Annotated in this window: 21 protein-coding genes; 7 read left to right on the plus strand and 14 right to left on the minus strand. The window is 61.4% G+C overall.

Annotated features, from left to right (window positions below; genetic code table 11):
- Nucleotides 1-43: 43 nt before the first annotated feature.
- From PSH81_RS19600 to PSH81_RS19615, 4 genes are all read right to left on the minus strand, one after another.
- Nucleotides 44-847 (minus strand): copper resistance protein B, encoded by an 804-nt coding sequence (locus tag PSH81_RS19600; protein ID WP_305392796.1) that lies wholly within the window; start codon nt 845-847, stop codon nt 44-46.
- A gap of 22 nt (nt 848-869) precedes the next feature.
- Nucleotides 870-2,576, minus strand: a complete 1,707-nt coding sequence (locus PSH81_RS19605; RefSeq protein ID WP_226454952.1) for a copper resistance system multicopper oxidase — start codon at nt 2,574-2,576, stop codon at nt 870-872.
- Nucleotides 2,577-2,703: 127 nt separating this feature from the next.
- Complete coding sequence (locus PSH81_RS19610) at nt 2,704-3,093, minus strand: transcriptional regulator (RefSeq protein ID WP_226454951.1); 390 nt, start codon at nt 3,091-3,093, stop codon at nt 2,704-2,706.
- Between the two features lie 150 nt (nt 3,094-3,243).
- Nucleotides 3,244-4,590 (minus strand): DEAD/DEAH box helicase, encoded by a 1,347-nt coding sequence (locus PSH81_RS19615; protein ID WP_135288619.1) that lies wholly within the window; start codon nt 4,588-4,590, stop codon nt 3,244-3,246.
- A 193-nt stretch (nt 4,591-4,783) separates the two neighbouring features.
- Here PSH81_RS19615 and PSH81_RS19620 point away from each other — a divergent pair, with 193 nt between their 5' ends.
- Nucleotides 4,784-6,082, plus strand: coding sequence for a mechanosensitive ion channel family protein (locus PSH81_RS19620; RefSeq protein ID WP_305391324.1), 1,299 nt, complete (start codon nt 4,784-4,786; stop codon nt 6,080-6,082).
- A gap of 133 nt (nt 6,083-6,215) precedes the next feature.
- Here the strand turns inward: PSH81_RS19620 and PSH81_RS19625 are convergent, their stop codons facing one another.
- The 5 genes from PSH81_RS19625 to PSH81_RS19645 form a co-directional block, all read right to left on the minus strand.
- Nucleotides 6,216-7,469, minus strand: coding sequence for a hypothetical protein (locus PSH81_RS19625; protein ID WP_305391325.1), 1,254 nt, complete (start codon nt 7,467-7,469; stop codon nt 6,216-6,218).
- A gap of 1 nt (nt 7,470) precedes the next feature.
- The gene (locus PSH81_RS19630; RefSeq protein ID WP_305391326.1) at nt 7,471-8,724 is read right to left on the minus strand and encodes a trypsin-like serine protease; all 1,254 of its coding nucleotides are present in this window, start codon (nt 8,722-8,724) and stop codon (nt 7,471-7,473) included.
- Between the two features lie 212 nt (nt 8,725-8,936).
- Entirely contained in the window at nt 8,937-9,803 is an 867-nt protein-coding gene (locus tag PSH81_RS19635) for a carboxylate/amino acid/amine transporter (RefSeq protein WP_305391327.1), read from the minus strand.
- Between the two features lie 203 nt (nt 9,804-10,006).
- Nucleotides 10,007-10,606 (minus strand): FMN-dependent NADH-azoreductase, encoded by a 600-nt coding sequence (locus tag PSH81_RS19640; RefSeq protein WP_305391328.1) that lies wholly within the window; start codon nt 10,604-10,606, stop codon nt 10,007-10,009.
- Nucleotides 10,607-10,757: 151 nt separating this feature from the next.
- Complete coding sequence (locus tag PSH81_RS19645) at nt 10,758-11,072, minus strand: 3-phosphoglycerate kinase (protein WP_192297094.1); 315 nt, start codon at nt 11,070-11,072, stop codon at nt 10,758-10,760.
- 49 nt (nt 11,073-11,121) lie between these two features.
- On the opposite strand from PSH81_RS19645, the gene PSH81_RS19650 reads away from it, so the two are divergent.
- The 5 genes from PSH81_RS19650 to aqpZ all read left to right on the plus strand — a co-directional run bounded on the left by PSH81_RS19650 (nt 11,122) and on the right by aqpZ (nt 16,350).
- A complete protein-coding gene (locus tag PSH81_RS19650) occupies nt 11,122-12,045 on the plus strand; it encodes a LysR family transcriptional regulator (protein WP_192297095.1) in 924 nt (307 codons plus the stop codon).
- Between the two features lie 14 nt (nt 12,046-12,059).
- Nucleotides 12,060-12,863: an alpha/beta fold hydrolase gene (locus PSH81_RS19655; RefSeq protein ID WP_226454945.1), complete on the plus strand. Its 804-nt coding sequence runs from the start codon at nt 12,060-12,062 to the stop codon at nt 12,861-12,863.
- Between the two features lie 3 nt (nt 12,864-12,866).
- Complete coding sequence (locus PSH81_RS19660; RefSeq protein WP_226454944.1) at nt 12,867-13,430, plus strand: peptidylprolyl isomerase; 564 nt, start codon at nt 12,867-12,869, stop codon at nt 13,428-13,430.
- 82 nt (nt 13,431-13,512) lie between these two features.
- On the plus strand, nt 13,513-15,345 hold the full coding sequence (locus PSH81_RS19665; protein WP_226454943.1) for an ABC transporter ATP-binding protein: 1,833 nt from the start codon (nt 13,513-13,515) through the stop codon (nt 15,343-15,345).
- Between the two features lie 303 nt (nt 15,346-15,648).
- A complete protein-coding gene (aqpZ, locus tag PSH81_RS19670) occupies nt 15,649-16,350 on the plus strand; it encodes an aquaporin Z (protein ID WP_226454942.1) in 702 nt (233 codons plus the stop codon).
- Nucleotides 16,351-16,485: 135 nt separating this feature from the next.
- Here aqpZ and PSH81_RS19675 read toward each other — a convergent pair whose 3' ends face one another.
- On the minus strand, nt 16,486-17,610 hold the full coding sequence (locus PSH81_RS19675) for a GNAT family N-acetyltransferase (RefSeq protein ID WP_305391329.1): 1,125 nt from the start codon (nt 17,608-17,610) through the stop codon (nt 16,486-16,488).
- A gap of 283 nt (nt 17,611-17,893) precedes the next feature.
- Here PSH81_RS19675 and PSH81_RS19680 point away from each other — a divergent pair, with 283 nt between their 5' ends.
- Complete coding sequence (locus PSH81_RS19680; protein ID WP_192297101.1) at nt 17,894-19,216, plus strand: putative porin; 1,323 nt, start codon at nt 17,894-17,896, stop codon at nt 19,214-19,216.
- Between the two features lie 107 nt (nt 19,217-19,323).
- Here PSH81_RS19680 and PSH81_RS19685 read toward each other — a convergent pair whose 3' ends face one another.
- The 4 genes from PSH81_RS19685 to hrpA form a co-directional block, all read right to left on the minus strand.
- Entirely contained in the window at nt 19,324-19,569 is a 246-nt protein-coding gene (locus PSH81_RS19685; protein WP_192297102.1) for an anti-sigma factor, read from the minus strand.
- Nucleotides 19,563-20,177, minus strand: coding sequence for an RNA polymerase sigma factor (locus tag PSH81_RS19690; RefSeq protein WP_226454940.1), 615 nt, complete (start codon nt 20,175-20,177; stop codon nt 19,563-19,565). Before PSH81_RS19690 ends, PSH81_RS19685 begins: the two co-directional genes overlap by 7 nt.
- Before the next feature lie 79 nt (nt 20,178-20,256).
- Entirely contained in the window at nt 20,257-21,378 is a 1,122-nt protein-coding gene (locus tag PSH81_RS19695) for a beta-ketoacyl-ACP synthase III (RefSeq protein WP_192297104.1), read from the minus strand.
- Nucleotides 21,379-21,633: 255 nt separating this feature from the next.
- Nucleotides 21,634-25,545: an ATP-dependent RNA helicase HrpA gene (hrpA, locus tag PSH81_RS19700; RefSeq protein WP_305391330.1), complete on the minus strand. Its 3,912-nt coding sequence runs from the start codon at nt 25,543-25,545 to the stop codon at nt 21,634-21,636.
- Nucleotides 25,546-25,920: the final 375 nt, after the last annotated feature.

The raw sequence follows: 25,920 nt of genomic DNA on the forward strand, positions 1-25,920 counted from the left end.
CTCCAAGCCGCTCATGGCGGCGAGTTATAAGAATAGTGAAACGTCAGAACCACAGGCGCACGCCGACGACCCAGCGCAGTTGGCTGACGTCCTCGCCGTCTTCCCGGGTGTATTGCGCGGTCTGGCCATAGCGGCGGTTCCAGGTGACGCCCACGTAGGGCGCGAATTCACGTCGCACTTCGTAGCGCAGCCTCAGGCCCAGCTCGCTGTCCGACAGCCCCGAGCCGACGCCGCGCTGCGGATCGTTGCGTCCATACATATTGAGTTCGGCGGTGGGCTGCAGGATCAGCCGGTTGCTCAGCAGAATGTCGTAGTCACCTTCCAGGCGTGCGGCGGTGTGGCCGGATTCACCGACAAACAGCGTCGCTTCGGCCTCGAAGCCGTACAGCGCCATGCCCTGCACGCCAAAGGCGGCCCAGGTTTGGCCGTCGCCGGGTTTGAAATCCTGGCGTACGCCGCCGACCAAGTCCCACCACGGGCTGATGGCATGCCCCCACAGGGCCTGGGCCTCGGCACTTTCCGTGCGCCCGGCACTGCGCTCACCCTCGCTACGCAACCACAGGCGGTCGATGTCACCGCCGACCCAACCCTTGATGTCCCAGTTCAGCGCACCGTCACCCTCGCCGCCCTGCCATTCCAACTGGTTGACCAGCAACATCGAATGCACGGCGCTGTCGTGCACCATGTGCCCGCCCGGCGCGTTGTACACCGCCGCGCGGTCTGCGTCGGTCAACGGCGGGATCGGCGTGCGGCTCTCGGTGAGAGCCGGGGAGGCAGGGCTCATGCCCTGAAACTCGTCCGCCAACGCCAGCGGGCCAAACGTCAGTGCGATGAACCCAGAGGCCATCCAGGCACTTCTATTCACATGCTTATTCATGCACGCGCACCTCACGAAACATGCCCATCTCCATGTGGTACAGCAGGTGGCAGTGATAAGCCCATCGGCCCAGCGCATCTGCCGTCACGCGGTAGCTGCGCCGCGACCCCGGCGGCATGTCGATGGTGTGTTTGCGCACCTGGAACTGGCCGTTCTCGTCCTCCAGGTCGCTCCACAGGCCGTGCAGGTGGATCGGATGGCTCATCATGGTGTCGTTGACCAACACCAGCCGCACCCGCTCGCCGTAGGTCAATGCCAGAGGCTCGGCATCGGAAAATTTCACGCCATTGAACGACCAGGCGAACTTCTCCATGTGCCCGGTCAGATGCAACTCGATCGTGCGGCTGGGATCGCGGCCGTCGGGGTCTTCGAAGGTGCTGCGCAGGTCGGCGTAGGTCAGCACGCGCCGGCCGTTGTTGCGCAGGCCGATGCCGGGGTCGTCGAGCTTGGGCAGCGGGTTCATGGCCTGCATGTCCACCAGCGGGTTGTTGCCTTCGCTGGCCGGATGGCTCTGCATCGCCATGGCACTGTGGTCCATGCCGGCCATCTGCGGCATATCGGCCATGGCGCCGTGGTCCATGCCACCCATGCCCATGTCGTCCATGGTGATCCAGGGACGCGGCTCCAGCGTCGGCACTGGCGCCGTGGCGCCAGCCTGGCGGGCCAGCGTGCCGCGGGCGAAACCGCTGCGGTCCATCGACTGCGCAAACACCGTGTAAGCCTGCGCCGTAGGCTCGACCAGCACGTCGAACGTCTCGGCGACGGCAATGCGAAACTCATCAACCCTGACCGGCGTTACCGATTGGCCATCGGCGGCAATCACGGTCATTTTCAGCCCTGGGATGCGCACATCGAAGTAGCTCATGGCCGAGCCGTTGATAAAGCGCAGGCGAACCGTCTCGCCCGCCTCGAACAACCCGGTCCAGTTGCGCTCGGGCGGCTGGCCGTTGAGCAGGTAGGTGTAGGTCTCGCCGCTGACGTCGGCCAGGTCCGTGGGGTTCATCTTCATCTGCGCCCACATCAGGCGGTCGGCGGCCGTGGCCTTCCAGCCCTGCGCCCCCACATCGCGGACAAAATCGCCGACGGTGGGTTTGTGCAGGTTGTAGTAATCGGACTGCTTCTTGAGGGTTTTCATCAGGGCGACGGGATCTTCGTCGGTCCAATCCGAGAGCATCACCACATAGTCACGCTGCACCGTGAACGGCTCGGGTTCACGGGGATCGATCACCAGCGGGCCATACACGCCCTGCTGTTCCTGGAACCCGGAATGGCTGTGATACCAGTAGGTGCCGTGCTGCTTGAGGGTGAACTGGTAGACAAACACCCCGCCCGGCTCGATGCCCTTGAAGCTCAGGCCAGGCACGCCGTCCATGGTCGAAGGCAGCAAGATGCCGTGCCAGTGGATCGAGGTCGGCTCGGCCAGGCGGTTTTTCACGCGCAGGGTCACGGTGTCGCCTTCGCGCCAGCGCAGCAACGGGCCGGGCAGGCTGCCATTGATGGTCAGCGCGGTGCGGTTGCGGCCGGTGAGGTTGACCGGGGTCTGGTCGATGAACAACTCAAACTCGGTGCCCGCCAGCACAGTAGGCTGGCCGGGACTGGTGAGGGCCCAGACCGGGCTGCGCCAGAGCCCGAGCCCGCCAAGCAAGCCGCCGGCGGCGAGGCCTTTGACAAAGGTGCGTCGTGAGGGGGTGAAGTGCATGCCGATTCAAGTCCGTCAGTTGAATGGCCGCAGATTAGGCAGGGATGGCTGTCAGCCACCTTAGCGCCAGATTACTGATCTGACAGGTTCGCCCGGCGCCACAGCGGGCACCGGGACGTGAAGGGCCTCAGGCGATCTGGGCTTTTGCGGCCACCTCGGCAAATGTCGCCGGGTCCAGCGCGTCGACCTGCTCATCCAACACCTGGCGCGGGTGGTCGTTGCCCGGAATCGAGCTGTCGATCAGCGCCAGCAATTGGGCACCCAGCGGGGTGAGAATGAAGTTCTCGCCGTTGCCGCCCTCCTCCTCAGGCCGCGATTCAATAAAGCCGCGCTTGAACAACAGCGCTTCATAATCCGCAGCAGTCTTTTTCAACGCATCCAGATTGCCGGTGGACTCGCCTGCCGTAGCCTTCTCGGCGGCCTCTTGTTCAGCGTATTTGCGCGGCGCGAAGCTGCCTTCGCCGTTCTGTACTTCATGCAACAGGCGTTCGATCAGATCCCAGTTGTAAGTCGTCATCCCTATTCCTCCTGCAGGCCGACGGAAAAGTGGCCCGATACGCGGTGGACAGGCCTCGCTAAGCGCCGTTCAGTCCAGCCGACGAAGCTGCATAACCGGCGGACATAAAAAAACCGGACAATCGTCCGGTTCTTTCACATCACCCCTGCCTTACTCGGCAGCCGGTGCTTCTGGCTTGCGGCGCTTGAGCGGGGCCATGCCGTCCTTGCTGACGAGCGACAGGTTGTCGGTCTTCGGCCGGTTGGCGATCTTGCGCTTGGTCGGCGACTTGGCGCCGGTTTTCTTTTTGTCACCCTTGGCGTCGGTCTTTTTCTTCTTCACGCCAACGGCCTTGCCCGACGCCTTGACCTTCTTCGGCCCGGTGTAGGTGCCTTTGACTTCCTTGATGGTACGGCGCTCGAACGACTGCTTGAGGTAGCGCTCGATGCTCGACATCAGGTTCCAGTCGCCGTGGCAGATCAGCGAGATGGCCAGGCCATCGTTGCCGGCACGCCCGGTACGACCGATACGGTGCACGTATTCGTCGCCGCTGCGGGGCATGTCGAAGTTGATCACCAGGTCCAGGCCGTCAACGTCCAGGCCGCGTGCGGCAACGTCGGTGGCCACGAGGATCTTCACGCCGCCGGCCTTGAGGCGGTCGATGGCCAGCTTGCGGTCCTTCTGGTCTTTCTCGCCGTGCAGCACGAACGCCTTGTAATCCTGGGCAACCAGGCGACCGTAGATGCGGTCGGCGGCAGCGCGGGTGTTGGTGAACACGATGGCCTTCTGATAGGTCTCGTTGGCCAACAGCCAGTTGAGGATCTGCTCTTTGTGCACGTTGTGGTCGGCGGTGACGATCTGCTGGCGCGTGGTCGCGTTCAGGTCGCTGACGTTGTTGACCTGCAAGTGCTCAGGGTTGTTCAGCACCTTGGCGACCATGTCGCGCAGGGTCGAACCGCCGGTGGTGGCGGAGAACAGCATGGTCTGCTGGCGGTTGACGCACTCGCCCACCAGACGCTGCACGTCGTCGGCAAAGCCCATGTCGAGCATGCGGTCGGCTTCGTCCAGCACCAGTACTTCGACTTCCTTGAGGTCAAGGTTGCCGGCGTTGAGTTGCTCGATCATGCGGCCCGGGGTGCCGATCAGGATGTCCGGCACCTTGCGCAGCATGGCGGCCTGCACCTTGAAGTCTTCGCCGCCGGTAATGATGCCGGACTTGATGAAGGTGAACTGCGAGAAGCGCTCCACTTCCTTCAGGGTCTGCTGGGCCAGCTCACGGGTCGGCAGCAGGATCAGGGTCTTGATGCTCACGCGGACCTTGGCCGGGCCGATCAAGCGGTTCAACACCGGCAGGACAAAAGCCGCGGTCTTGCCGCTGCCGGTTTGAGCTGTCACCCGCAGGTCACGCCCTTCGAGCGCGAGCGGGATGGCCGCTGCTTGCACAGGCGTTGGCTCGACAAATTTAAGCTCGGCCACGGCTTTGAGCAGGCGTTCGTGCAGGGCGAATTGGGAAAACACGGGTGCTACCTCGAAGAAATACAAAATATCAGCTGCATAGGGTAACGGTTTCGGGCGTCCAAACCGAGTTTCTTTACGCGAACGGTGCTAATCAGCCGCTTTTTTGTCAGGACTTTTGTCCAAGAGGCCAACTTTGTAGCACTTCAATGCTCTAATCGCCCCGTCTTGTCCCACAGAAGAATCGGTTTCACCCATGGATATAAAACAGCTCTGGCTCAACGTCCAAGACCTTTGGGGCGCCCTCGATGAACACCCGTTGCTGCACGCCAGCCTCGGCCTCCTGGTGTTGCTGGTGGTGGCGCTGTTGCTCGGACGGATGGCGCGCTACCTGATCCTGCACACCATCAAGTTGCTCGGCCGGCAACCGGCCCTGCACTGGCTCAATGACCTGCGGCACAACAAAGTCTTCCACCGCCTGGCGCAAATGACGCCATCACTGGTGATCCAGTTCGGCCTGTACCTGGTGCCCGACCTGAGCAAGACAGCGATCCTGTTCATCGGTAACGTGGCCCTGGCGATCAGCATCCTGTTCCTGACGCTGGCCATGAGCGCCCTGCTCAACGCCCTGCTGGACATCTACGCGCGCACCGAGCATGCGCGCACTCGCTCGATCAAGGGCTACGTGCAGCTGGCGAAAATGGTCCTGTATGTATTTGGCGCGATCATCATCGTCGCCACCCTGATCGACCGTTCGCCGCTATTGCTGCTGTCGGGTCTTGGCGCCATGTCGGCCGTGATCCTGTTGGTGTACAAGGACACCCTGCTGTCGTTCGTCGCCAGCGTGCAACTGACCAGCAACGACATGCTGCGGGTCGGCGACTGGATCGAAATGCCCCAGGTCGGCGCCGATGGCGATGTGGTGGACATCACCCTGCACACGGTCAAGGTGCAGAACTTCGACAAGACCATCGTCTCCATCCCCACCTGGCGCCTGATGTCCGAGTCGTTCAAGAACTGGCGCGGCATGCAGGCCTCGGGCGGGCGACGGATCAAGCGCAGCCTGTTTATCGACGCCAGCGGCGTGCGCTTCCTGCGCGACGATGAAGAGGTACGCATGACCCAGGTGCACCTGCTCACCGACTACATCGGGCGCAAGCAGGCCGAGCTCAAGGCGTGGAACGAAGCCCAGGGCCACAGTGCGCAACTGTCGGCCAACCGGCGGCGCATGACCAACCTCGGCACCTTTCGCGCCTACGCCCTGGCCTATCTGAAAAGCCACCCGGACATCCAGCCGAACATGACCTGCATGGTGCGCCAGATGCAAACCACCGCCCAGGGTGTGCCGCTGGAGATCTACTGCTTCACGCGCACCACGGCGTGGGCGGATTACGAGCGGATCCAGGGGGACATTTTTGACTATCTGCTGGCGGTGTTGCCGGAGTTTGGCTTGAGCCTGTATCAGCAGCCGAGTGGCAATGACTTGCGCGCTGGGATGCTGCCGGCCCTGCTCGGTGCCAGTCATTTACCACCGTTGGAAAACAAATCTGCCTAGCACTACCAACCATTTGTGGGAGCGGGCTTGCCCGCGATGGCGGTGTATCAGTCGAAAGATTCACAAACTGACACTCCCCCATCGCGGGCAAGCCCGCTCCCACAGGGTCAGTGGGGGATTTGCCAGCGCAGGCTCACCGCGACGCGCACAACGCCTTGATCTGGTGCTTGGGCGCTTGATCACGCAGGCACACTGCGCCCTTCAGGCCGGCTTTTTCCCAGGCCTGGGTGGCAGCGGAACCTGCCAGGTTGGCGTCGTCGCAGCCAATGGCAAAAGCGCTCAAGGCGCGCTGGCGCTCCTCATAGTTCGCATACGCATTGCGCGAAAGTTCCTCTGCCGACTCAGAGAGCTTTTCCACCTGAGTCGAAAAGGCCGAGCACGACTCATGTGCGCTTTTACGCAGCGTTGCCGCGGCCACTTCTTCAGCATTGGCGGCAGCGGCCTTCGCCACGGGGTCGACTTGTGCGCGCAACCAGTCGGTGGCGGGCTGTTTTTGCGTCGCGACAAAATCAGCGATGGTTTGCAACCAAACCGTTGGGTGTGGGGTTTCAGCGACTGTCACGGTCAAGTTCACAGGGCCGGCATAGCTTTCACCCTTTTCCCCTTCCTGGGCCGGCAGGTTGACCCATAGCCCACTGGTTTGCAGCGAGTTGTCAGTGCTCACGGTTTTCGGCGTAACCCCATCTCCGCCGATGAACACCTCCATGACCTTATCCCCCGTTGATTGAGTCGACATGCCGGGCTTGGAGGCCGAGACCAGGATTGAAAAGCCCTTGACCTTATCTTCGTTCATGGTGGTCACGGGCTTGGGGTAATAAATCTTGTAGACCTGTGGGATGACCGTCGAGGCCGGGCCGCCTTTGGGCACTTTAAATGAGATCTGTGCGAAGAACGTCGGCGTGCCCAGGCTCCATTCCTTCCACTTATCCACCATTTCTATCGCCACGCCGCTCTTGCAGTTGACAGGGTTGTACCAGTTGCCCTGACTCTTACCTGCTGTTTGCGGACAGAACTCACCTTTCTTCACACGTGGCGCCACGACGACATACAGACAACCCCGCATCCTCACCGTCTCTCCCTGCACGCCGAACAGATAGTCCGGGTTTTGCCCGATGATAGTCACCGTCTCTCTATCGGCCTTTGCCGCTTGCGCCACCGCATCGGTCAGGTAACCCACGACCCATTCACTGACTTTGTCCACGCCGAACGTCAATGCCTTGACCCCCAATGCACTCTCGCTCACCCCGCCGGATGCACTGCACGCACTGTTGCTGAAAAACGCCCTGGCAATGACGGTCCCTTGTTCAGAGTCTCGGGGTTTGACATCAAAGTATCCGCACCCAGCAGCCAGGCAACTCAAGAACACAATCCAGATTGTCTTCAGCATTTTAGAGACCTCCATTTTTTCCAACGTTGAATGCCGAATACATCGAGCCATCAAAGCTCCCGCTGGATTCAGCACAGGCCGGCCAACCTTCATCTTCGTCAAAACCCGGGGTTCCAGAATGGACGCCTACATACTCGATAACGGCGCCTTGCCCGTTGGCTTTTTCATAAGCGGAGAGAATCATCGGGCTACCGCTGAAACCCTTGGATGTCTGGCACGTGTGGTAGATACAGGCCGGGCCGACGGCCTGCACCCTGCACTGTGCGGCGTCGGCGGCACTCCAACGGAAAGCGTCTAGCCAACTGGGGCGAGCCGTGCCCGTAGCCACGCTGCGCGAGGGCTCAAGCATGGCCAACGCTTCATCGAGCAGCGCAAAGGGGCCACCGATCCATAACAGCTGTTCTGCTTGCGGCGTCTTGTATAAGGCTTCAGGCAGTGCTTCAGCGCCAGGCTCTCGTAATGTCAGGGCTGGGACACGTACCGGGTCCTGGTCGATGTCAAAGCGCTTGAACACTTGCAACCGCTCTATATCCGCGTTCGAAACCACTACCCTGCGCTTGAGATCCACACTTTGAATGGTGATAGTCGAGGGCAATGCAGAGCGGAACTCGTCGCGTACCTTTCCATCCGTTTGCCGGATAAAGCAGTGGCGCGCCGTCATCAATGTGCGCTCGTCCAGAAGCATCCCAGTACAAAACGCACGCCCCTGATAAGCCATTACCACCACTGAACGCTTGGGGATTTCAGGGTTGGGCACATTCGGCGCGCTGCCGGAATCGTCCAGGCAACCACGGTCCAACGCCACCAGGGTGACCGCATATTTGCGGTCCCGTGGCAGTGGCACCAGGCCACGCAGTTCGCCGACCGAGCTGCCACAGCCCATCACTCTGCCTCGGTTGATCGGCTGGTGCTGAGGGGCTCCGTTCACAATCGGTGACCCGATGGGATCTGGTTCTATGGTTTGCTGGTTTTCACCGCCACCGCGTTTCAGTCTCACCGCTGCTTGGTTTTCCAATGCCGCGCTTCCCATCCGCGCAGCGTTTGATAACCAAGCCGCGGCGTCCTGATGCGCTTGAAAGCTGTTGAACGAGTCAACCAGGCGATCCTTCGCAAATTCCCTCTCGAACCCACCCTCGTCCTGTGCCAAAGCAGGCGCCGCAAAGGTCAGGAAAAAAGACAGGACGAGGAAAACAGCTGAAGCACTGCCGATGGAAGCAGCGCTGAGGGCGCGCAAACGTGAGAAACAAGCAGCCATTATGTACACCTTTCATCTCAAGGATAAAAAAGGCCTCAGGCGCTCAATCACGCTGATACGACAAGTACTTCAAAGAAGGGACCGACCCGTTGGGTCGGCTTCTCAAACCTTACTCACGGTGATGATCCGTTGGGTTGGATACCTACACCGGTGAGCTTAGCCAGCATTGCGCTGGCGTCCATCGGGAAGCGAAAAATATCAATCCGCCCAACTCAAACCGAAGATACGCGGCGCTCAACCCCCAACCGACTGATCCACACCGCCCCCAAAATCACCAACCCGCCCAACGCCAAGCGCCCCAGCGGCTCATGCTGGTTCCAGATCAGCAAATTCAGCAGCAACCCCACCGGCACATGCAGGTTGTTCATCACCGCCAACGTGCCACCCTGTACCAGGCAGGCGCCCTTGTTCCACCAGTACATGCCCAGTGCCGTGCTGACCAACCCCAGGAATACCAGCACGCCCCATTGCAACGGTGCATCGGGCAGGAAGTTGGCCTTGCCGAACAACAGGAACGCCGGCAACACCACCAGCAATGCGCCCACATAGAAGAAACCGAAACGCCGGTAATGCGGCAGGTCGCTCGGGTAGCGCTGGACCAGATGCTTGTACATCACCTGCCCGGCGGCATAGGTGAAGTTGGCCAGTTGCAGCAGCAGGAAGCCACCCAGGAAGTGCGGGGTGATCTGGTCGAAGCGAATCACCGCCGCGCCCGCCACCGCCACCAGTGCGGCGACCAGCGCCCAGGGGTTGAAGCGGCGGTTGAGGGCGTCTTCGATCAGGGTCACGTGCAACGGCGTGAGAATGGTGAACAGCAGCACCTCCGGCACCGTGAGCACGCGAAAGCTCAGGTACAGGCACACGTAGGTCACGCCAAATTGCAGCGCGCCAATCACCAGCATGCCGCGCATGAACCCCGGTTCCACCGAACGCCAGCGGGTCAGCGGGATAAACACCAGGCCGGCCAGCAACACGCGCACCAGCACGGCGAAGTAGCTGTCGACGTGACCGGCGAGGTACTCGCCGATCAAGCTGAAGGAAAATGCCTGAATCAGGGTGACAACCAGTAGATAGCCCATGCGCGCCTCGCTTCGAATGGGCGGGACATTAAAGGTTTTCGGCGCTTGACGAAACTCAGGGCAAAAAAAACCCGACCTCGCTAAAGCGGCAGTCGGGCAGGAGCACTCAGGAGCAAAAAGTGCAAAGGGAGGTTCATTACGCGTACTTGAAGGGTTTGCGTGGCACTAGATAAACACCGCGCGATTATCTGACGATTAAAGGATCAGGCGACCTGTGCCAACAGCGCCTTGGCGTGGTTGATGCCCTTTTCCTGGAAGTCACCGCTCAGGTTCACGCCTTCGGCATGAATGAACGTCACGTCGTGGATGCCGATAAAGCCCATGACCTGGCGCAGGTACGGTTCCTGGTGATCCGACGTGGCGCCGATGTGGATGCCGCCGCGGGCGGTCAACACGATGGCGCGCTTGCCAGTGAGCAAGCCCTGCGGGCCGGTGGCGGTGTATTTGAACGTCACACCGGCGCGCAGCACGTGGTCCAGCCAGGCCTTGAGGGTGCTGGGGATGGCGAAGTTGTACATCGGCGCGGCCATCACCAGCACGTCGGCGGCGAGTAATTCGTCGGTCAATGCGTTGGAGCGGTCGAGGCTGGCCTGTTCGCTGGCGCTACGCTGATCTGCAGGTTTCATCCAACCGCCCAGCAGGTCGGCATCCAGGTGTGGCAGCGGGTTGAGGGCCACGTCACGGACGGTGATCCGGTCCGCCGGGTGGGCGGCCTGCCATTGGCTGATGAACTGCTGGGTCAGCTGGCGGGAGATCGAGCCTTGCTGGCGGGCGCTGCTTTCGATGATCAGAACGTTGGACATGGCTGCGTAGGCTCCATCTGTAAATGCTGTAAGTCGATGGAGTGGAGATTAAACAGAGCCAATTCGATAAAAAAGCGCAAAAAACTGCTATAACCCATCTATAAATTTGTTTATAAGCGGAGTATTCCTCTGGAGATGCTCCGCTGTCGGGTTATTTCGGGCTGCAAGCCAGGGCAATGCGCATCTTGATGATGGCGCGGTTGAACTTGACGGTGGTGTTGGTGCTTTTACCTGCCGGCACCGTGACCTTGCGATTGCGTGGCGCTTCCGGGCCGTTGGTGAAGGTTACCGAACACACTGCATCGTTGGTGCCGTAGTTATTCAGGCGGATCGAACTGATGTCACCGTCCACATCGGAGGCGGTGTAATCAATGCTCACGCCGTCGATCTTTTTCGTCACGTCGATGGAATAGGCAAACGCGCTCAGCGGCAGCAGCGCCAGCAACACACAACAGAATTTTCTCATTCGGTGGTCTCCAATAAGGACCGCCAGCTTAGGACAAGAGGAACCCATCTTGAAAGCGCCCCGCGTTACCCTCGATCAATGGCGCACGCTGCAGGCCGTGGTCGACCACGGCGGCTTCGCTCAGGCGGCTGAAGCGCTGCACCGTTCGCAGTCCTCGGTGAGCTACACCGTGGCCCGCATGCAAGACCAACTTGGCGTGCCGCTGTTGCGCATCGACGGGCGCAAGGCCGTGCTCACCGACGCCGGCGAAGTGCTGTTACGCCGCTCGCGGCAACTGGTGAAGAATGCCAGCCAGCTGGAAGACCTCGCCCACCATATGGAACAGGGCTGGGAAGCCGAAGTGCGCCTGGTGGTAGACGCCGCCTACCCGAATGCACGCCTGGTGCGCGCCCTCTCGGCCTTTATGCCGCAGAGCCGTGGCTGCCGCGTGCGCCTGCGCGAGGAGGTGCTGTCCGGCGTGGAAGAGTTGTTGATCGAAGGCGTGGCCGATCTGGCGATCTGCGGGTTCAGTATTCCCGGTTACCTGGGCACGGAAATGAGCGACGTGGAATTTGTCGCCGTGGCCCACCCCGAACACGCCCTGCACCGCATGAACCGCGAACTGAGCTTCCAGGACCTGGAAAGCCAGATGCAGGTGGTGATCCGCGACTCCGGCCGCCAGCAACCGCGCGATGTAGGCTGGCTCGGCGCCGAGCAGCGCTGGACCGTCGGCAGCCTGGCCACCGCCGCATCATTCGTGGGCAGCGGCCTGGGCTTTGCCTGGTTGCCCCGGCACATGATCGAACGCGAACTCACCGAAGGCGTGCTCAAGCAGCTACCCTTGGAACAGGGCGGCAGCCGTCACCCCACGTTCTACCTCTACTCGAACAAGGACAAACCCCTGGGGCCCGCGACGCAGATCCTCGTGGAACTGCTGCGGACCTTTGACACCGCCCCGTTGGACGCACCTTTCGCCGCCCCCCAGCAAGCCTGAAACGGAGTTCACCCATGGCCTGGTTCGACCACGAGGGATGCAGCCTGCACTACGAGGAATACGGCCACGGCACCCCACTGATCCTGATCCACGGCCTGGGCTCCAGCAGCCAGGATTGGGAATTGCAGATTCCAGTGCTGGCCAGGCATTACCGCCTGATCGTGGTAGACGTGCGAGGTCATGGCCGCTCGGATAAACCCCGTGAGCGCTACAGCATCCGGGGTTTCACTGACGACCTGATTGCCTTGTTCGAGCACCTGAGCCTACCACCGGCCCACGTGGTGGGCTTGTCCATGGGCGGCATGATCGCCTTCCAACTGGCGGTGGACGAACCGGCCCTGCTCAAGAGCCTGTGCATCGTCAACAGCGCGCCCGAAGTGAAAGTTCGCAGCGCCGACGATTACTGGCAATGGGCCAAGCGCTGGAGCCTGGCGCGGTTGCTGAGCCTGGCCACGATCGGCAAGGCGTTGGGCGAGCGGTTGTTCCCCAAACCGGCGCAGGCCGGCCTGCGTCGCAAGATGGCCGAACGCTGGGCAAAAAACGACAAACGTGCTTATCTCGCCAGCTTCGATGCAATTGTGGGCTGGGGGGTGCAGGAACATCTTTCCCGAATTACCTGTCCTACGCTGGTCATCAGCGCCGACCACGACTACACCCCCGTGGCGCAGAAACAAAACTATGTAAAACTGCTGCCCGATGCGCGACTGGTGGTGATCGAAGATTCCCGCCATGCCACGCCGCTGGATCAACCCGAAGTCTTTAACGCTACCTTGCTTGATTTTCTAAAGACAGTCGAAACCACTACCCAGGATCACTGACCCATGCTGAAAAAAATCGCCTTCTTTGCCGGTTCCGTTCTATTCGCTGCCAACTTGATGGCGGCCGAGGCTGCCAAGGCGCCCCGCGTCGAAATCATCACCACCAACGGCAACATCGAAATCGAACTGGACCCGGTCAAGGCGCCGATCAGTACCAAGAACTTCCTGGCCTACGTGGACAAGGGTTTCTACACCAACACGATTTTCCACCGCGTGATCCCGGGTTTCATGATCCAGGGCGGCGGGTTCACCCCGCAGATGTCGCAAAAGCCGACCGAAGCGCCGATCCGCAACGAAGCCAGCAACGGCCTGCATAACGTGCGCGGCACCTTGTCCATGGCCCGCACCAACGACCCGAACTCGGCCACCAGCCAGTTCTTCATCAACGTTGCCGACAATGCGTTCCTCGACCCGGGCCGTGACGCCGGTTACGCGGTGTTCGCCAAGGTGGTCAAGGGCATGGACGTGGTCGATGTCATCGTCAACTCCCAGACCACCACCAAGCAGGGCATGCAGAACGTGCCAATCGATCCTGTCCTGATCAAGTCGGCCAAGCGCATCGACTGAGGTCCGCAGGAGGTTCCGCGCGTGGCCCACAAGGCCGCGCGCGCATTTGAAAGGAGAGCCCGCCCTGCGGGCGTCATACCTAATGCTCTATCGTCGTTTTGAACAACTGATCGATATTTTCCGCGACGCACCCAGCGACGCCCCACCCGATAAAGTCCTGCCCTTCTACCTCTATTACCTGCGCCAGGTCTGGCCGCATTTCGCCGCCTTGCTGGTGGTGGGCCTGATCGGTGCGCTGATCGAAGTCGCGCTGTTCAGCTACCTGAGCCGCATCATCGACCTGGCCCAGGGCACACCGCCCGCGAATTTCTTCCAGGTGCACAGCACCGAGCTGATCTGGATGGCCGTGGTCGCCCTGCTGCTGCGCCCGATCTTCGGCGCCCTGCATGACCTGCTGGTGCACCAGACAATCAGCCCCGGCATGACCAGCCTGATCCGCTGGCAGAACCACAGCTACGTGCTCAAGCAGAGCCTGAATTTCTTCCAGAACGACTTCGCCGGGCGCATCGCCCAGCGCATCATGCAAACCGGCAACTCCCTGCGCGACTCCGCCGTGGCCGCCGTGGACGCGATCTGGCACGTGGCGATCTACGCCATCAGTTCCCTGGTGCTGTTTGCCGAGGCCGACTGGCGCCTGATGATCCCACTGGTGACCTGGATCATCTGCTACAGCCTGGCGCTGCGTTACTTCGTGCCACGGGTGAAGGAACGCTCGGTGATTTCCTCCGAGGCGCGCTCCAAGTTGATGGGCCGCATCGTCGACGGCTACACCAACATCACCACCTTGAAACTGTTCGCCCATACCCAATACGAGCAGCAGTACGCCAAGGAAGCGATCATCGAGCAGACCGAAAAGACCCAACTGGCCAGCCGTGTCGTCACCAGCATGGATATCGTGATCACCACCATGAACGGCCTGCTGATCGTCACCACCACCGGCCTGGCCTTGTGGTTGTGGACGCAGTCGCTGATCTCGGTGGGCGCCATCGCGCTGGCCACCGGCCTGGTGATCCGTATCGTCAACATGTCCGGTTGGATCATGTGGGTGGTCAACGGCATTTTCGAAAACATCGGCATGGTGCAGGACGGTTTGAAAACCATCGCCCAGCCGCTGGCGGTGATCGACCGCGAGCACGCCCCGCGCCTGACGGTGCCCCACGGCGAAGTGCGCTTCGAGCACGTGGATTTCCACTACGGCAAGAAGAGCGGGATCATTGGCGGGCTGAACCTGGAGATCAAGGCCGGCGAGAAAATCGGCCTGATCGGCCCGTCCGGCGCGGGCAAGTCGACCCTGGTCAACCTGCTGCTGCGCCTGTATGACCTGCAAGGCGGGCGCATCCTGATCGACGGACAGAACATCGCCGACGTGGCCCAAGAATCCCTGCGTGCGCAGATCGGCATGATCACCCAGGACACCTCGTTGCTGCACCGTTCGATCCGCGACAACTTGCTGTACGGCAAGCCGGACGCCACCGACGAAGAACTCTGGGCGGCGGTGCACAAGGCGCGTGCCGATGAGTTCATCCCGTTGCTGTCGGACTCCGAAGGCCGCACCGGGCTGGATGCCCATGTGGGCGAACGCGGGGTGAAACTCTCCGGTGGGCAGCGCCAGCGCATCGCGATTGCCCGCGTGCTGCTCAAGGACGCGCCGATCCTGATCATGGACGAAGCGACCTCGGCACTGGACTCGGAAGTGGAAGCGGCGATCCAGGAAAGCCTGGAAACCCTGATGCAGGGCAAGACCGTGATCGCGATTGCCCACCGCCTGTCCACCATTGCGCGGATGGACCGCCTGGTGGTGCTGGAGAAAGGCCAGATCGCCGAGACGGGCAGCCATGCCGAGTTGCTGGCCCATGGCGGGCTGTATGCGCGGCTGTGGCAGCACCAGACCGGCGGCTTTGTCGGCATCGACTAATAATCTACCGCTCAAACACAGTTCAACCTGTGGGAGCGGGCTTGTGTGGGAGCGGGCTTGCTCGCGAATGCGGTGTGTCAGTCAAAACAACTGTGACTGACACACCGCATTCGCGAGCAAGCCCGCTCCCACATTTGATCAGTGCCAGGCGCCATGTTTCATGGGGCCTTTCCCCATTTGGGCACTGGATTTGTGCCACAACCCTGCTGTAATCAACGCAGTGCCCAGACGGGCGCTGTAGTCAATGCAGGGAGCATCACTGTTTTACTGATTCGGTAGAGCGATCTATCAAGGACGTGCTGCATGTCTTTGTTCAAACGTTCAATCACTGAGGGGTTGGGTACGTTTTGGCTGGTGTTGGGCGGTTGCGGGAGTGCGGTATTGGCCGCAGCGTTCCCGGCAGTCGGGATTGGTTTGCTGGGGGTGTCCCTGGCGTTCGGGTTGACGGTGCTGACCATGGCGTTTGCCATCGGACATATCAGCGGTTGTCACCTCAACCCAGCGGTGTCGGTGGGGCTGGTCGTGGGCGGGAGGTTTCCGGCCAGGGAGTTGCCGGCGTACATCGTCGCCCAGGTCGTCGGCGGCACGGTTGCCGCCGCATTGTTGTACTTCATTGCCAGTGGCAAACCCGGCTTCGAACTGGCCTCGGGCCTGGCGTCGAACGGTTATGGCGAGCATTCGCCCGGCGGTTATTCGATGGCGGCGGGATTTGTCACCGAGGTGGTGATGACCGCGATGTTCGTGCTGATCATCCTCGGCGCCACCGACCACCGCGCCCCGAAGGGCCTCGCGCCAATCGCCATCGGCCTGGCCTTGACGCTGATCCACCTGATCTCCATTCCCGTGACCAACACCTCGGTCAACCCCGCTCGCAGTACGGGGCCAGCCTTGATCGTTGGCGGGTGGGCGATCCAGCAATTGTGGATGTTCTGGCTCGCGCCGATCCTCGGGGCGGTGGTGGGCGGTTTTACCTACCGATGGCTCGGCAAGGAAGAGCCTGCCTAGTAGTGAGCGGGCTTGCCCCGCGCTGGGGGGCGAAGCCGCCCCAAACGGTACGCCGCGGTGTATCAGGAAGACTGCGGCGTCTGGATTTGGGGCGGCTTCGCCCCCCAGCGCGGGGCAAGCCCGCTCACTACATGGTTATAGCTGGCGGTATGGCAATGCGGTTCGCGCCTCTTCGGCATAGGCCACGATCCCTACCCGTTCACGCTCCAGGAAATCCTCTACGGCCGTCTTCAACCCCGCGTGCCGCAAGTAATGCCACGACCGCGTGATCACCGGCTCAAACCCGCGAATCAACTTGTGCTCGCCCTGCGCGCCAGCATCGAAACGTTGCACGCCGTGGGCGATGGCGTAGTCCATGCCCTGGTAGAAACAGGTTTCGAAATGCAGGCGGTCGAATTCCGCCAGGCAGCCCCAGTAACGGCCGTAGAAACTGTCGCCACCGATCAGGCTGAACGCCATGGCCACCGGCCGTGTGCCTTGCTTGGCCAGCACCACGCGAATCGCTGCGGGCATGCGCTCGGCAAGCAGGCTGAAAAACTCGCGGGTCAGGTACGGTGATTGGCGGCGCACCGCGTAGGTGTTGGCGTAGCAGGCGTAGACAAAATCCCACTGCGCCTCGCTCAGCTCATGGCCTTGCAGCCATTCGAAGTCGATGCCCTGCCCGGCCACTTGCTCACGCTCCTTGCGCATCTGTTTACGCTTGCGCGAGCTGAGGGCGTCGAGGAAGTCCTGGAAGTCGCGGTAGCCACGGTTCTGCCAGTGGAATTGACAGCCCAGGCGCTGCAGCCAGCCCGGTTGCTGCGCCAACGCTGCATCGGCCAGATCGTCGGTGAAGTTGACGTGGGCGCTGGAGAGCCCTTCGATTTCCAGATAGCCCGGCAGGCTCTTGAGCAGCTCGAAACCGTCCTCGGCACTCGCTGCCAGCAAACGTGGCCCGCTGACCGGGCTGAACGGCACGGCCGTCAGCAACTTGGGGTAGTACTCGATACCGGCCCGTTCACAGGCGTCCGCCCAGCCATGGTCAAACACGTACTCGCCATAGGAGTGCCACTTGCGATAGCAGGGCAGCGCCGCCACCAGCCGCTCGCCTTCCCAGTGCAGCAGATGCTCCGGTTGCCACCCCGAATGCGGGCCGACACTGCCACTGTCCTCCAGCGCACTCAGGAACGCGTGCCGCACAAACGGCTGGGCGTCCGCCACGAGTGCATCCCAGGTCTGTGGGGCGATTTCGGACAGGCTGATCAGACGTTGCAGCGGCATCGGCATCCTCATTTCTTGGGGGTGTGAAAGCCTCGCGAGTATCGCTTATCGGCGGCTTTCGCACACCCTCGAATCGCCGGACAAGGCTCTAAACCAATAGTTCCCAGCATGAATAATTTGTCATCTAGATGACATCACTTCGCCACTGCGCCGTCATAAACGATCGCGATACTGACGCCTGTTTTTAGAGCGCCTGGTGCTACCAGGCGGCATTTTTTCCGTCCGTCATTGGTCGGTTGTGTCCTGGATGGTTTGCCATCCCTCCTCACTTTCGGAGATTGATATGCGTCTTGCTTCCACTAAAACTGCGGCGATCCTGTGCGGTGGCCTGTTGCTGGCCCTGAGCGTACCGGCCAGCGCTGCAGTCGACGCTAAATTGCTCGACATGCTCAAGGCCAACGGCCAGATCACCAACGCCCAATACAGCGAACTGCAAGCTGAGCTGGCACGGGATCAGAAAGAACAGCAGATCGCACGGCAAGCTCAACAAGAGACCAACGAACAGATCGCGGCCACCGCGAAAAAAACCAACGAACTGAGCAGCTTCGACCAGAAGCTGGCCTGGGCGGCCAAGACTCAGTTCAAGGGTGACGTACGTTTCCGTCAGGAAACCGTGAAAATCCAGGGTGAATCCAACAACGGCGGCCGTGACAAGGATCGCCAGCGCATCCGTGCCCGCCTCGGCGCCTACACCGAGATCAACTCGCAAGTCGACACCGGTATCCGCATTGCCACAGGTAGCAGCGACGACGCGCGCTCCACCAACCAGGATCAGGACAACTACTTCGACAAGAAGTCGATCTGGCTGGACCTCGGCTACATTGACTACCACCCGGACCAGATCAAGAACCTGCACGTGATCGGCGGCAAGATGCTGCAACCGTGGGTCAACATGGGCGACGTGATCTGGGATAGCGACATCAACCCAGAAGGCCTGGCAGTCACCTACAAATACCCACTGGGCAGCAGCGCCGAGCTGTTCGGCAGCCTCGGCAACTACAACCTCAAGGACAACGTCGACGGCGACGGCGTGCAATTCCGCCACGACCTGCGCCTGACCTCCGGCCAGCTGGGGACGCGCTTCTCGGTCACCGACAACCTGAAAATGACCCTGGGCGGCAGCGTCTACGCCTACCAGAATGACAAGGACAGCCGTTGCACAACCACCACCACGCCTTGCGCACTGGCGGTCAACGGTAACTCGGCCGACAACCAGTTCCGCCTGTATGAAGGTTTCGCCCAAGCCGACATCGGCGGCCTGGCAGTGCCTCTGGCGTTCTACGGCCAGTACGTGAAAAACAACGACGCCGTGACCGACCAGGACACCGCCTGGCTGATCGGCGCCAAGTCCAAGGTGTTCGGTTTCAACCTGGACTACAACTACCGCGACACTCAACGTAACGCTGTAGTGGGTGCCTTCACCGACTCGGACTTCGCCAACGGCACCACGGGTTCGCGCGGTCACAAAATGAAGGTCAGCTATGACATCGACAAGAACTTCGCACTCGGTGCCACGTACTTCCTGACCAAGGCCGACTACGCCAGCCGAACCCAGCGTGACGCCAACACCAACACCCTGCAGCTGGACGCAGAAGCCAAGTTCTAAGAGTCAGTGTTACGAGCCTTGGGCCAGGACGGCCCAAGGTGGCTGCAACAGTCTCTCGTGGTCGGATCGGTCCCCATCATCCGTCCGCTCCCGCCACGCGAGCCTGCCTATTCCCCGCCTTTCTGATCCTTGAGCCGCTCGGCAGCCAATTGCTGCGCCAAGGCATCCACATCCCCTACCGGCTCTTGCGGCAGCAGCTTCAGCGTAGCCTGCATCAAACGCATCTGGCGGATAAACCGTCGGCAGTTCGGGCAGAACATCAAGTGATGACGCACCAGCAGACGCTCGCGAAAGGTCAATTGCCCATCAAGATAGTCACTGGACCGCGCCACTTGTTCTTTACAGGTCAGCATTCGCCCGTTTCCTCAAAATGCTCCACCGTGGCGAAGACTTTAAGCCGTGCCCGATGCAGCAGCACACGGACATTGGAGAGTGAGAGCGTCAGAAGATTACAGATCTCTTCCAACTCCAGGCCCTGGCGCTCACGCAGCACCAGCACGCTGCTCTGCAACTGCGACAGGCTCGACAAGGTGTGCTCCAGGCAGTCGCGCAGTTCGCCTTCGGTGAGCAAGGCTTCCGGGGTGTCCTGGTGCCAGGCATAGGGGGCGACGGCCCAGTGGCCATCGTCCGGGGTGAAGCGGTCATCGCCGATGGTGCCATGGGGTGATGGCAGGTCGTCGAGCAGCACTTCACGGCGGTTCTGCTTGTAGCGTCCCTTGGCGGCGTTGGCGGTAATGGTCAATAGCCAGGTCTTGAGGCTGGAGCGCCCTTCGAACCTGGACAGGTTGCGGACCACCGAGAGCCAAGCGTCCTGCACGATTTCATCGGCATGGCGCTGGCCGACGATCGCATAGGCCACCGCGCGCATGGCGCTCTGGTAGGTGCTGACCAATTCCTTGTAGGCCCGCTGCTCCCCCTTGAGCAGGCGTTCAAGCAGATCCGCGTCGTCGGCTGCTGCCATGGGCTACCTCAATCTCACTTTGAACATGCGATCACTGTGGGAGCCAGCTCCCACCCATTGACCGCGCCCTCCCCACCGATCAGCGTTTACGCAGGATCACGCTGCCGATCGAGTAGCCTGCGCCGAACGAGCTGAGCACCGCCACGGAGCCCTTGGGCAAATCGTCCTGGTAAGTATGGAACGCAATCACCGAACCCGCCGAACTGGTATTGGCGTAGGTGTCGAGGATCACCGGCGCTTCTTCCACCGTGGCTTCGCGGCCCAGCAGTTTCTTCACGATCAGGTGGTTCATGCTCAGGTTGGCCTGGTGCAGCCAGAAACGCTTCACATCGGCGACGTTCAACTGGTTTTCCGCCAGGTGCACACCAATCAGCTCGGCCACCATCGGGCACACATCGCGGAAGACCTTGCGGCCTTCCTGCACGAACAGTTTGTCGGGCGCGCCGATGCCCTCTTCCGCCGCGCGGTTGAGGAAGCCGAAGTTGTTGCGGATGTTATTGGAGAACTTGGTCAGCAGCTTGGTGCTGACCACGTCGAACTGGTGCTCGGAGGTCGCCAGGTCGGCACGTTCGAGGACGACGGCGGTGGCCGCATCACCAAAGATGAAGTGGCTGTCGCGGTCACGGAAATTCAAGTGTCCGGTGCAGACTTCCGGGTTGACCATCAGGATCGCCCGGGCCTGGCCCAGTTGGATGCTGTTGGCAGCGTTCTGGATGCCGAACGTGGCCGAGGAGCACGCCACGTTCATGTCAAAGCCGAAACCCTCGATACCCAGGGCTTCCTGGACTTCAATGGCAATGGCCGGATAGGCGCGTTGCAGGTTGGAACAGGCGACGATCACGCCGTCGATGTCAGCGGCAGTCTTGCCGGCACGCTGCAGGGCTTGTTCGGCGGCGCCGATGGCCATCTGGCAGAGCACCGACCATTCGTCGTTACTGCGCTCGGGCAGGCGCGGGGTCATGCGCTGCGGGTCGAGAATGCCTTCCTTGTCCATCACGAAACGGCTCTTGATGCCCGAGGCTTTTTCGATGAAGGCTGCACTGGACTCGGTCAGCGCCTGAACTTCACCGCGCTCGATGGCGGCGGCGTTGTCGGTGTTGAAGTGCTGGACGTAGGTATTGAAAGACTGCACCAGCTCTTCGTTGGAGATGCTGTTGGCCGGGGTGTACAGGCCAGTGCCGCTGATGACGACGTTATGCACGGTCGTTCCTCTAAATCTGTCAGGCAGGGAATGTTGGTACCTTCGTACCAAACTGTAAGTAGTCCGAATCCGCCCAGCGGACATCAAACTGGCATCGCTTTATTCCATCGCGCCGTGGCTGCAACCGCCAGCCTGTAACGACGATCCCGGCATTTATAGGCGCGAAGTTTGCCACAACCCTCGGAGTTTGGCGCTATCTGCGCACAAACACCGGTTTCCCTTGGAATGCTCCCACAGGGGGGGTTGTGTTGGATTTCAGGGTTCTACCTGGCTCCATTGCTTACTCAGGCGCTTGTCGGAAATCGGCACCTTGGTGCCCAACTGCTGGCCAAACAACGACACCCGGTACTCTTCCAACCACCAGCGGTAGAGCTCTAGCTGAGGATCGCGCTTGCCTTCCTGGGCGTGTTTTTTCAGGCGATTCTCGTACTGCGCCCACAAACCGGCCAACTCGCCGCTCCAGACCCGGTCCTTCTGTACCTGGCTCGGCAGTTTCTCCAGACGCAGCTCGATGGCCTTGAGATAGCGTGGCAGTTCCTTGAACCACTGCGCCGGGGTTTCCCGTACAAAACCGGGATACACCAGGTTGCCCAGTTGCTGCTTGATGTCATTCAGGGCCACGGCCTGAGCCAGGTCGATCTTGCCTTTGAAACGTTTTTGCAGTGCGTGCCAGAGCTTCAGAACCTCCAGGGTCAAGCGTGCCAGGCGTTCGGCATGCTCGGTCCAACTGCCGCGCTTGCGCTCGGCCAAGGCGGCCAAACCCGCGCCGTCACGCGGCAGGCTGGTTTCGCCTTCGAGCACGCAGGTGTCGAGGCTGGCCAGCAGGATGTCTTCCACCAGTGCATCGATACGCCCCAGTTCGCGGTACATCAACCCCAACTCAGTCAGGCCGGGCAATTTGCCGCGCAGGAATTTGGCCGGCTCCGCCAGTTGCTGCATCAGCAAACGCTGCAAGGCGCGGCGATGTTGGAATTCAGCTTCGGCGGCCGTGGAAAAACGCCCTTCCTTGACCGTACCGTTTTCTTCCACCAACGCCGGATAAACCGTCATCGACAGGCCGGCGATCTTTTGCTGGGTCTTCTGCGCCACCGCCGCGAACACCTTGGCCTCCACCGGCTGTTGGCTTTTCGCGGTTTGCGGCACCGCCAGCGCGGCCTGGCTGGCTTCGGCGAAGCGTGCGGTCAACTCGGCCAGGTCGCGGCCTTCGCCGAGGAACTTGCCTTGGCCATCGACCACTTCCAGGTTCATCTTCAGATGGTTGTCCACCTGCTGCGCCGCCTCGGCCCAGGCTTCATCGCTGACGCGGGCACCGGTCATGCGCAGCAACTCACGGCCGAGCGCCTGGGGCAGCGAGCCCTGGCCGAATTCGATGCGTTGCAGCGCCGCCTTGACGAAGTCCGGCACCGGCACGAAGTTCTTGCGCAGCGCCTTTGGCAGGTTGCGCACCAGGGCGATGCATTTGGCCTCGATCAGCCCCGGCACCAGCCATTCCAGGCGTTCCGGCGGCAACGCCGGCAACAGCGGCGCGGGCACGCGCAGGGTCACGCCGTCGCGGGGGTGGTTGGGTTCGAAGTGGTAACTCAAGGCCAGGGCCAGGTCGCCCAGGTGCAGGGTGTCCGGGTAATGCGCGGCGGTGACCTCGCTGGCCTCGCGGGCCAGCACGTCTTCTTCGCGCATGATCAACAGTTGCGGGTCTTTCTGGCTGTGGATCTTGTACCAGCTGTCAAACGTCGCAGTCTGGTGGATCTCTGCCGGCAAGCGCGCATCGTAGAAGGCATACAGCGTTTCCTCGTCGGCGAGGATGTCACGGCGACGCGCCTTGGCTTCCAGCTCGTCGAGCTGTTCCAGCAGTTGCTGGTTGGCGGTCAGGCACTTGGCCCGCGACTGGATCTCGCCACGCACCAAGCCTTCGCGGATAAACAACTCACGGGACACCACCGGGTCAATCGGTCCGTAATGCACTGGCCGGCGCCCGACCACGATCAGCCCGAACAGGGTGATCTGCTCAAACGCCACTACCTGGCCGCGCTTTTTCTCCCAATGCGGTTCGAAGTGGTTCTTCTTGATCAGGTGCCCGGCCAGCGGCTCGATCCAGTCGGCATCGATCTTGGCAACCATGCGCGCATACAGCTTGGTGGTTTCCACCAATTCAGCGGTCATCAGCCATTGCGGGCGCTTCTTGCCGATGCCCGACGACGGGTGAATCCAGAACCGCCGCTGGCGCGCACCGAGGTAATCGCCGTCTTCGGTTTTCTGGCCGATCTGGCTGAGCAGGCCGGACAGCACCGCCTTGTGCAGTTTGGGGAAATCCGCCGGCTCTTTATTGATCGTCAGCTGCATGTCGCGACAGATCAGGCTGAGCTGGCGGTGGGAATCGCGCCATTCGCGCAGGCGCAGGTAGTTGAGGAAGTTCTTGCGGCACCAGTTACGCAAAGGGCTGGCGGTGAGTGCCTGGCGCTGCTCTTCAAAACCGCGCCACAGATTGACCAACCCGGCGAAGTCCGAGTCCGCATCTTTCCACTGGGCGTGGGCCTGGTCGGCGGCCTGTTGACGCTCCGGCGGGCGCTCGCGCGGGTCCTGGATCGACATGGCGCTGGCGACGATCAGCACTTCCTGCAAACTGCCGAGCTTGGCCGCTTCCAGCAGCATGCGGCCCATGCGCGGGTCCACCGGCAGGCGCGCCAGTTGGCGGCCCAACGGCGTGAGCTGGCTGTTGCGGTCCACCGCCGAGAGCTCTTGCAGCAGGTTGAAACCGTCGCTGATGGCCTTGCCGTCCGGCGGCTCGATAAACGGGAAGTCGGTGATTTCGCCGAGGCGCAGGTGCAGCATCTGCAGGATCACGGCGGCAAGGTTGGTACGCAGGATTTCCGGGTCGGTAAATTCCGGACGCCCGATAAAATCCTCTTCACTGTACAAGCGGATGCAGATGCCCGGCTCGACCCGGCCGCAACGACCTTTACGCTGGTTGGCACTGGCCTGGGAAATCGCCTCGATCGGCAGGCGTTGCACCTTGGCACGGTAGCTGTAGCGGCTGATGCGCGCGGTGCCGCTGTCGATCACATAACGGATGCCCGGTACGGTCAGCGAGGTTTCCGCGACGTTGGTTGCCAGCACCACACGACGGCCTGGATGGGACTGGAAAATCCGCTGCTGCTCGGCCGGTGACAGGCGCGCATACAGCGGCAGGATTTCGGTGTGCTTGAGCTGGGCCTTGCGCAGCATTTCGGCGGCATCGCGGATCTCACGCTCACCCGGCAGGAACACCAGCACATCGCCCGGGCTACGCCGTTCGCTGCGCTCGTAGGCGGCGATTTCATCCAGGGTGGCCAGGATCGCCTGGTCGACGGTGAGGTCATCCTCGACGCGGTTGCCCTCCTCGTCCTGCTCCAGGGTCAGCGGGCGATACCAGGTGTCCACCGGGAAAGTGCGACCCGAGACTTCGACGATCGGGGCATCGTCGAAGTGCTTGGAGAAACGCTCCAGGTCAATGGTCGCCGAGGTGATGATGACCTTCAGGTCCGGGCGGCGCGGCAGCAGGGTTTTCAGGTAGCCCAGCAGGAAGTCGATGTTAAGGCTGCGTTCGTGGGCTTCGTCGACGATGATCGTGTCGTAGCGCTCGAGGTAGCGGTCGTTCTGGGTTTCTGCCAGCAGGATGCCGTCGGTCATCAGCTTGATCAGGGTGTTGGAATCGCTCTGGTCTTCAAAGCGCACCTGATAACCGACCAGCGCGCCCAATGGCGTGGCCAACTCTTCGGCGACCCGGCTGGCCACGCTGCGTGCGGCGATCCGGCGGGGCTGGGTGTGACCAATGAGACCGAACTGGCCACGACCGATTTCCAGGCAGATCTTCGGCAACTGGGTGGTCTTGCCCGAGCCGGTTTCGCCGGCAATGATCAGCACCTGATGCTGGTTCAGCGCTTCTTTGATTTCATCGCGCTTGGCCGCAATCGGCAGGCTGTCGTCATAACGAATCACCGGCAGGCTGGCGCGCCGCGCCGTGACCTGGGCACAGGACGCCTGCATGCGCACGACCCACTGCGCCAACTTGTCCTCGTCGGGCTTTTTGCGCAACTCAAGCAACTGCCGACGCAAACGGTGGCGGTCGGCAAGCATGGCGTGGTCGAGGGTTTTGAGCAGTTGGTCGATAGTGGGCGCTTGGTCAGTCATCTGGGTGGTAAAGGTCTTCGGGATGGGGCAGGCATGACCTGCACAGCGGTGGACGGATAAGACGAGGTGGCGATTGTCGCAGATTTCGACGCTTCTGAAGACGGCCCGTCAAAAGCAACGGGACTTTCGCTCATACCGTGGCGAAATTTACTACAGCGGATCAACACTCTCCCCCACACGTTTCTAGCGAAAGTCCGATTTGTGACGAGTGACGCAAGCGTTCCAATGAGCTAGCCAGTCCTGACTGGCTGTTCATTAACGCCGACTCAGAATGGAGCTCCTATGCCAATCGACTCATCCACTTCCACCCCCTATCTACCTTCTTATGCAGACGCGATGCGTGCGCAGCCTCGATCGGCTGACTCGCTGCCACCG

The sequence above is a fragment of the Pseudomonas sp. FP2335 genome (assembly GCF_030687535.1).
GTDB lineage: Bacteria > Pseudomonadota > Gammaproteobacteria > Pseudomonadales > Pseudomonadaceae > Aquipseudomonas.

What these genes read in the sequence shown, in the direction of transcription:
- PSH81_RS19605 (WP_226454952.1), bottom strand. Translation starts at nt 2,576, where the DNA reads ATGCACTTCACCCCCTCACGACGCACCTTTGTCAAAGGCCTCGCCGCC.
- PSH81_RS19610 (WP_226454951.1), bottom strand. Translation starts at nt 3,093, where the DNA reads ATGACGACTTACAACTGGGATCTGATCGAACGCCTGTTGCATGAAGTA.
- PSH81_RS19675 (WP_305391329.1), bottom strand. Translation starts at nt 17,610, where the DNA reads ATGCCGCTGCAACGTCTGATCAGCCTGTCCGAAATCGCCCCACAGACC.
- PSH81_RS19645 (WP_192297094.1), bottom strand. Translation starts at nt 11,072, where the DNA reads ATGAGAAAATTCTGTTGTGTGTTGCTGGCGCTGCTGCCGCTGAGCGCG.
- aqpZ (WP_226454942.1), top strand. Translation starts at nt 15,649, where the DNA reads ATGTCTTTGTTCAAACGTTCAATCACTGAGGGGTTGGGTACGTTTTGG.
- PSH81_RS19685 (WP_192297102.1), bottom strand. Translation starts at nt 19,569, where the DNA reads ATGCTGACCTGTAAAGAACAAGTGGCGCGGTCCAGTGACTATCTTGAT.
- PSH81_RS19690 (WP_226454940.1), bottom strand. Translation starts at nt 20,177, where the DNA reads ATGGCAGCAGCCGACGACGCGGATCTGCTTGAACGCCTGCTCAAGGGG.
- PSH81_RS19625 (WP_305391325.1), bottom strand. Translation starts at nt 7,469, where the DNA reads ATGCTGAAGACAATCTGGATTGTGTTCTTGAGTTGCCTGGCTGCTGGG.
- PSH81_RS19620 (WP_305391324.1), top strand. Translation starts at nt 4,784, where the DNA reads ATGGATATAAAACAGCTCTGGCTCAACGTCCAAGACCTTTGGGGCGCC.
- PSH81_RS19600 (WP_305392796.1), bottom strand. Translation starts at nt 847, where the DNA reads ATGGCCTCTGGGTTCATCGCACTGACGTTTGGCCCGCTGGCGTTGGCG.
- PSH81_RS19630 (WP_305391326.1), bottom strand. Translation starts at nt 8,724, where the DNA reads ATGGCTGCTTGTTTCTCACGTTTGCGCGCCCTCAGCGCTGCTTCCATC.
- hrpA (WP_305391330.1), bottom strand. Translation starts at nt 25,545, where the DNA reads ATGACTGACCAAGCGCCCACTATCGACCAACTGCTCAAAACCCTCGAC.
- PSH81_RS19635 (WP_305391327.1), bottom strand. Translation starts at nt 9,803, where the DNA reads ATGGGCTATCTACTGGTTGTCACCCTGATTCAGGCATTTTCCTTCAGC.
- PSH81_RS19680 (WP_192297101.1), top strand. Translation starts at nt 17,894, where the DNA reads ATGCGTCTTGCTTCCACTAAAACTGCGGCGATCCTGTGCGGTGGCCTG.
- PSH81_RS19660 (WP_226454944.1), top strand. Translation starts at nt 12,867, where the DNA reads ATGCTGAAAAAAATCGCCTTCTTTGCCGGTTCCGTTCTATTCGCTGCC.
- PSH81_RS19665 (WP_226454943.1), top strand. Translation starts at nt 13,513, where the DNA reads ATGCTCTATCGTCGTTTTGAACAACTGATCGATATTTTCCGCGACGCA.
- PSH81_RS19640 (WP_305391328.1), bottom strand. Translation starts at nt 10,606, where the DNA reads ATGTCCAACGTTCTGATCATCGAAAGCAGCGCCCGCCAGCAAGGCTCG.
- PSH81_RS19655 (WP_226454945.1), top strand. Translation starts at nt 12,060, where the DNA reads ATGGCCTGGTTCGACCACGAGGGATGCAGCCTGCACTACGAGGAATAC.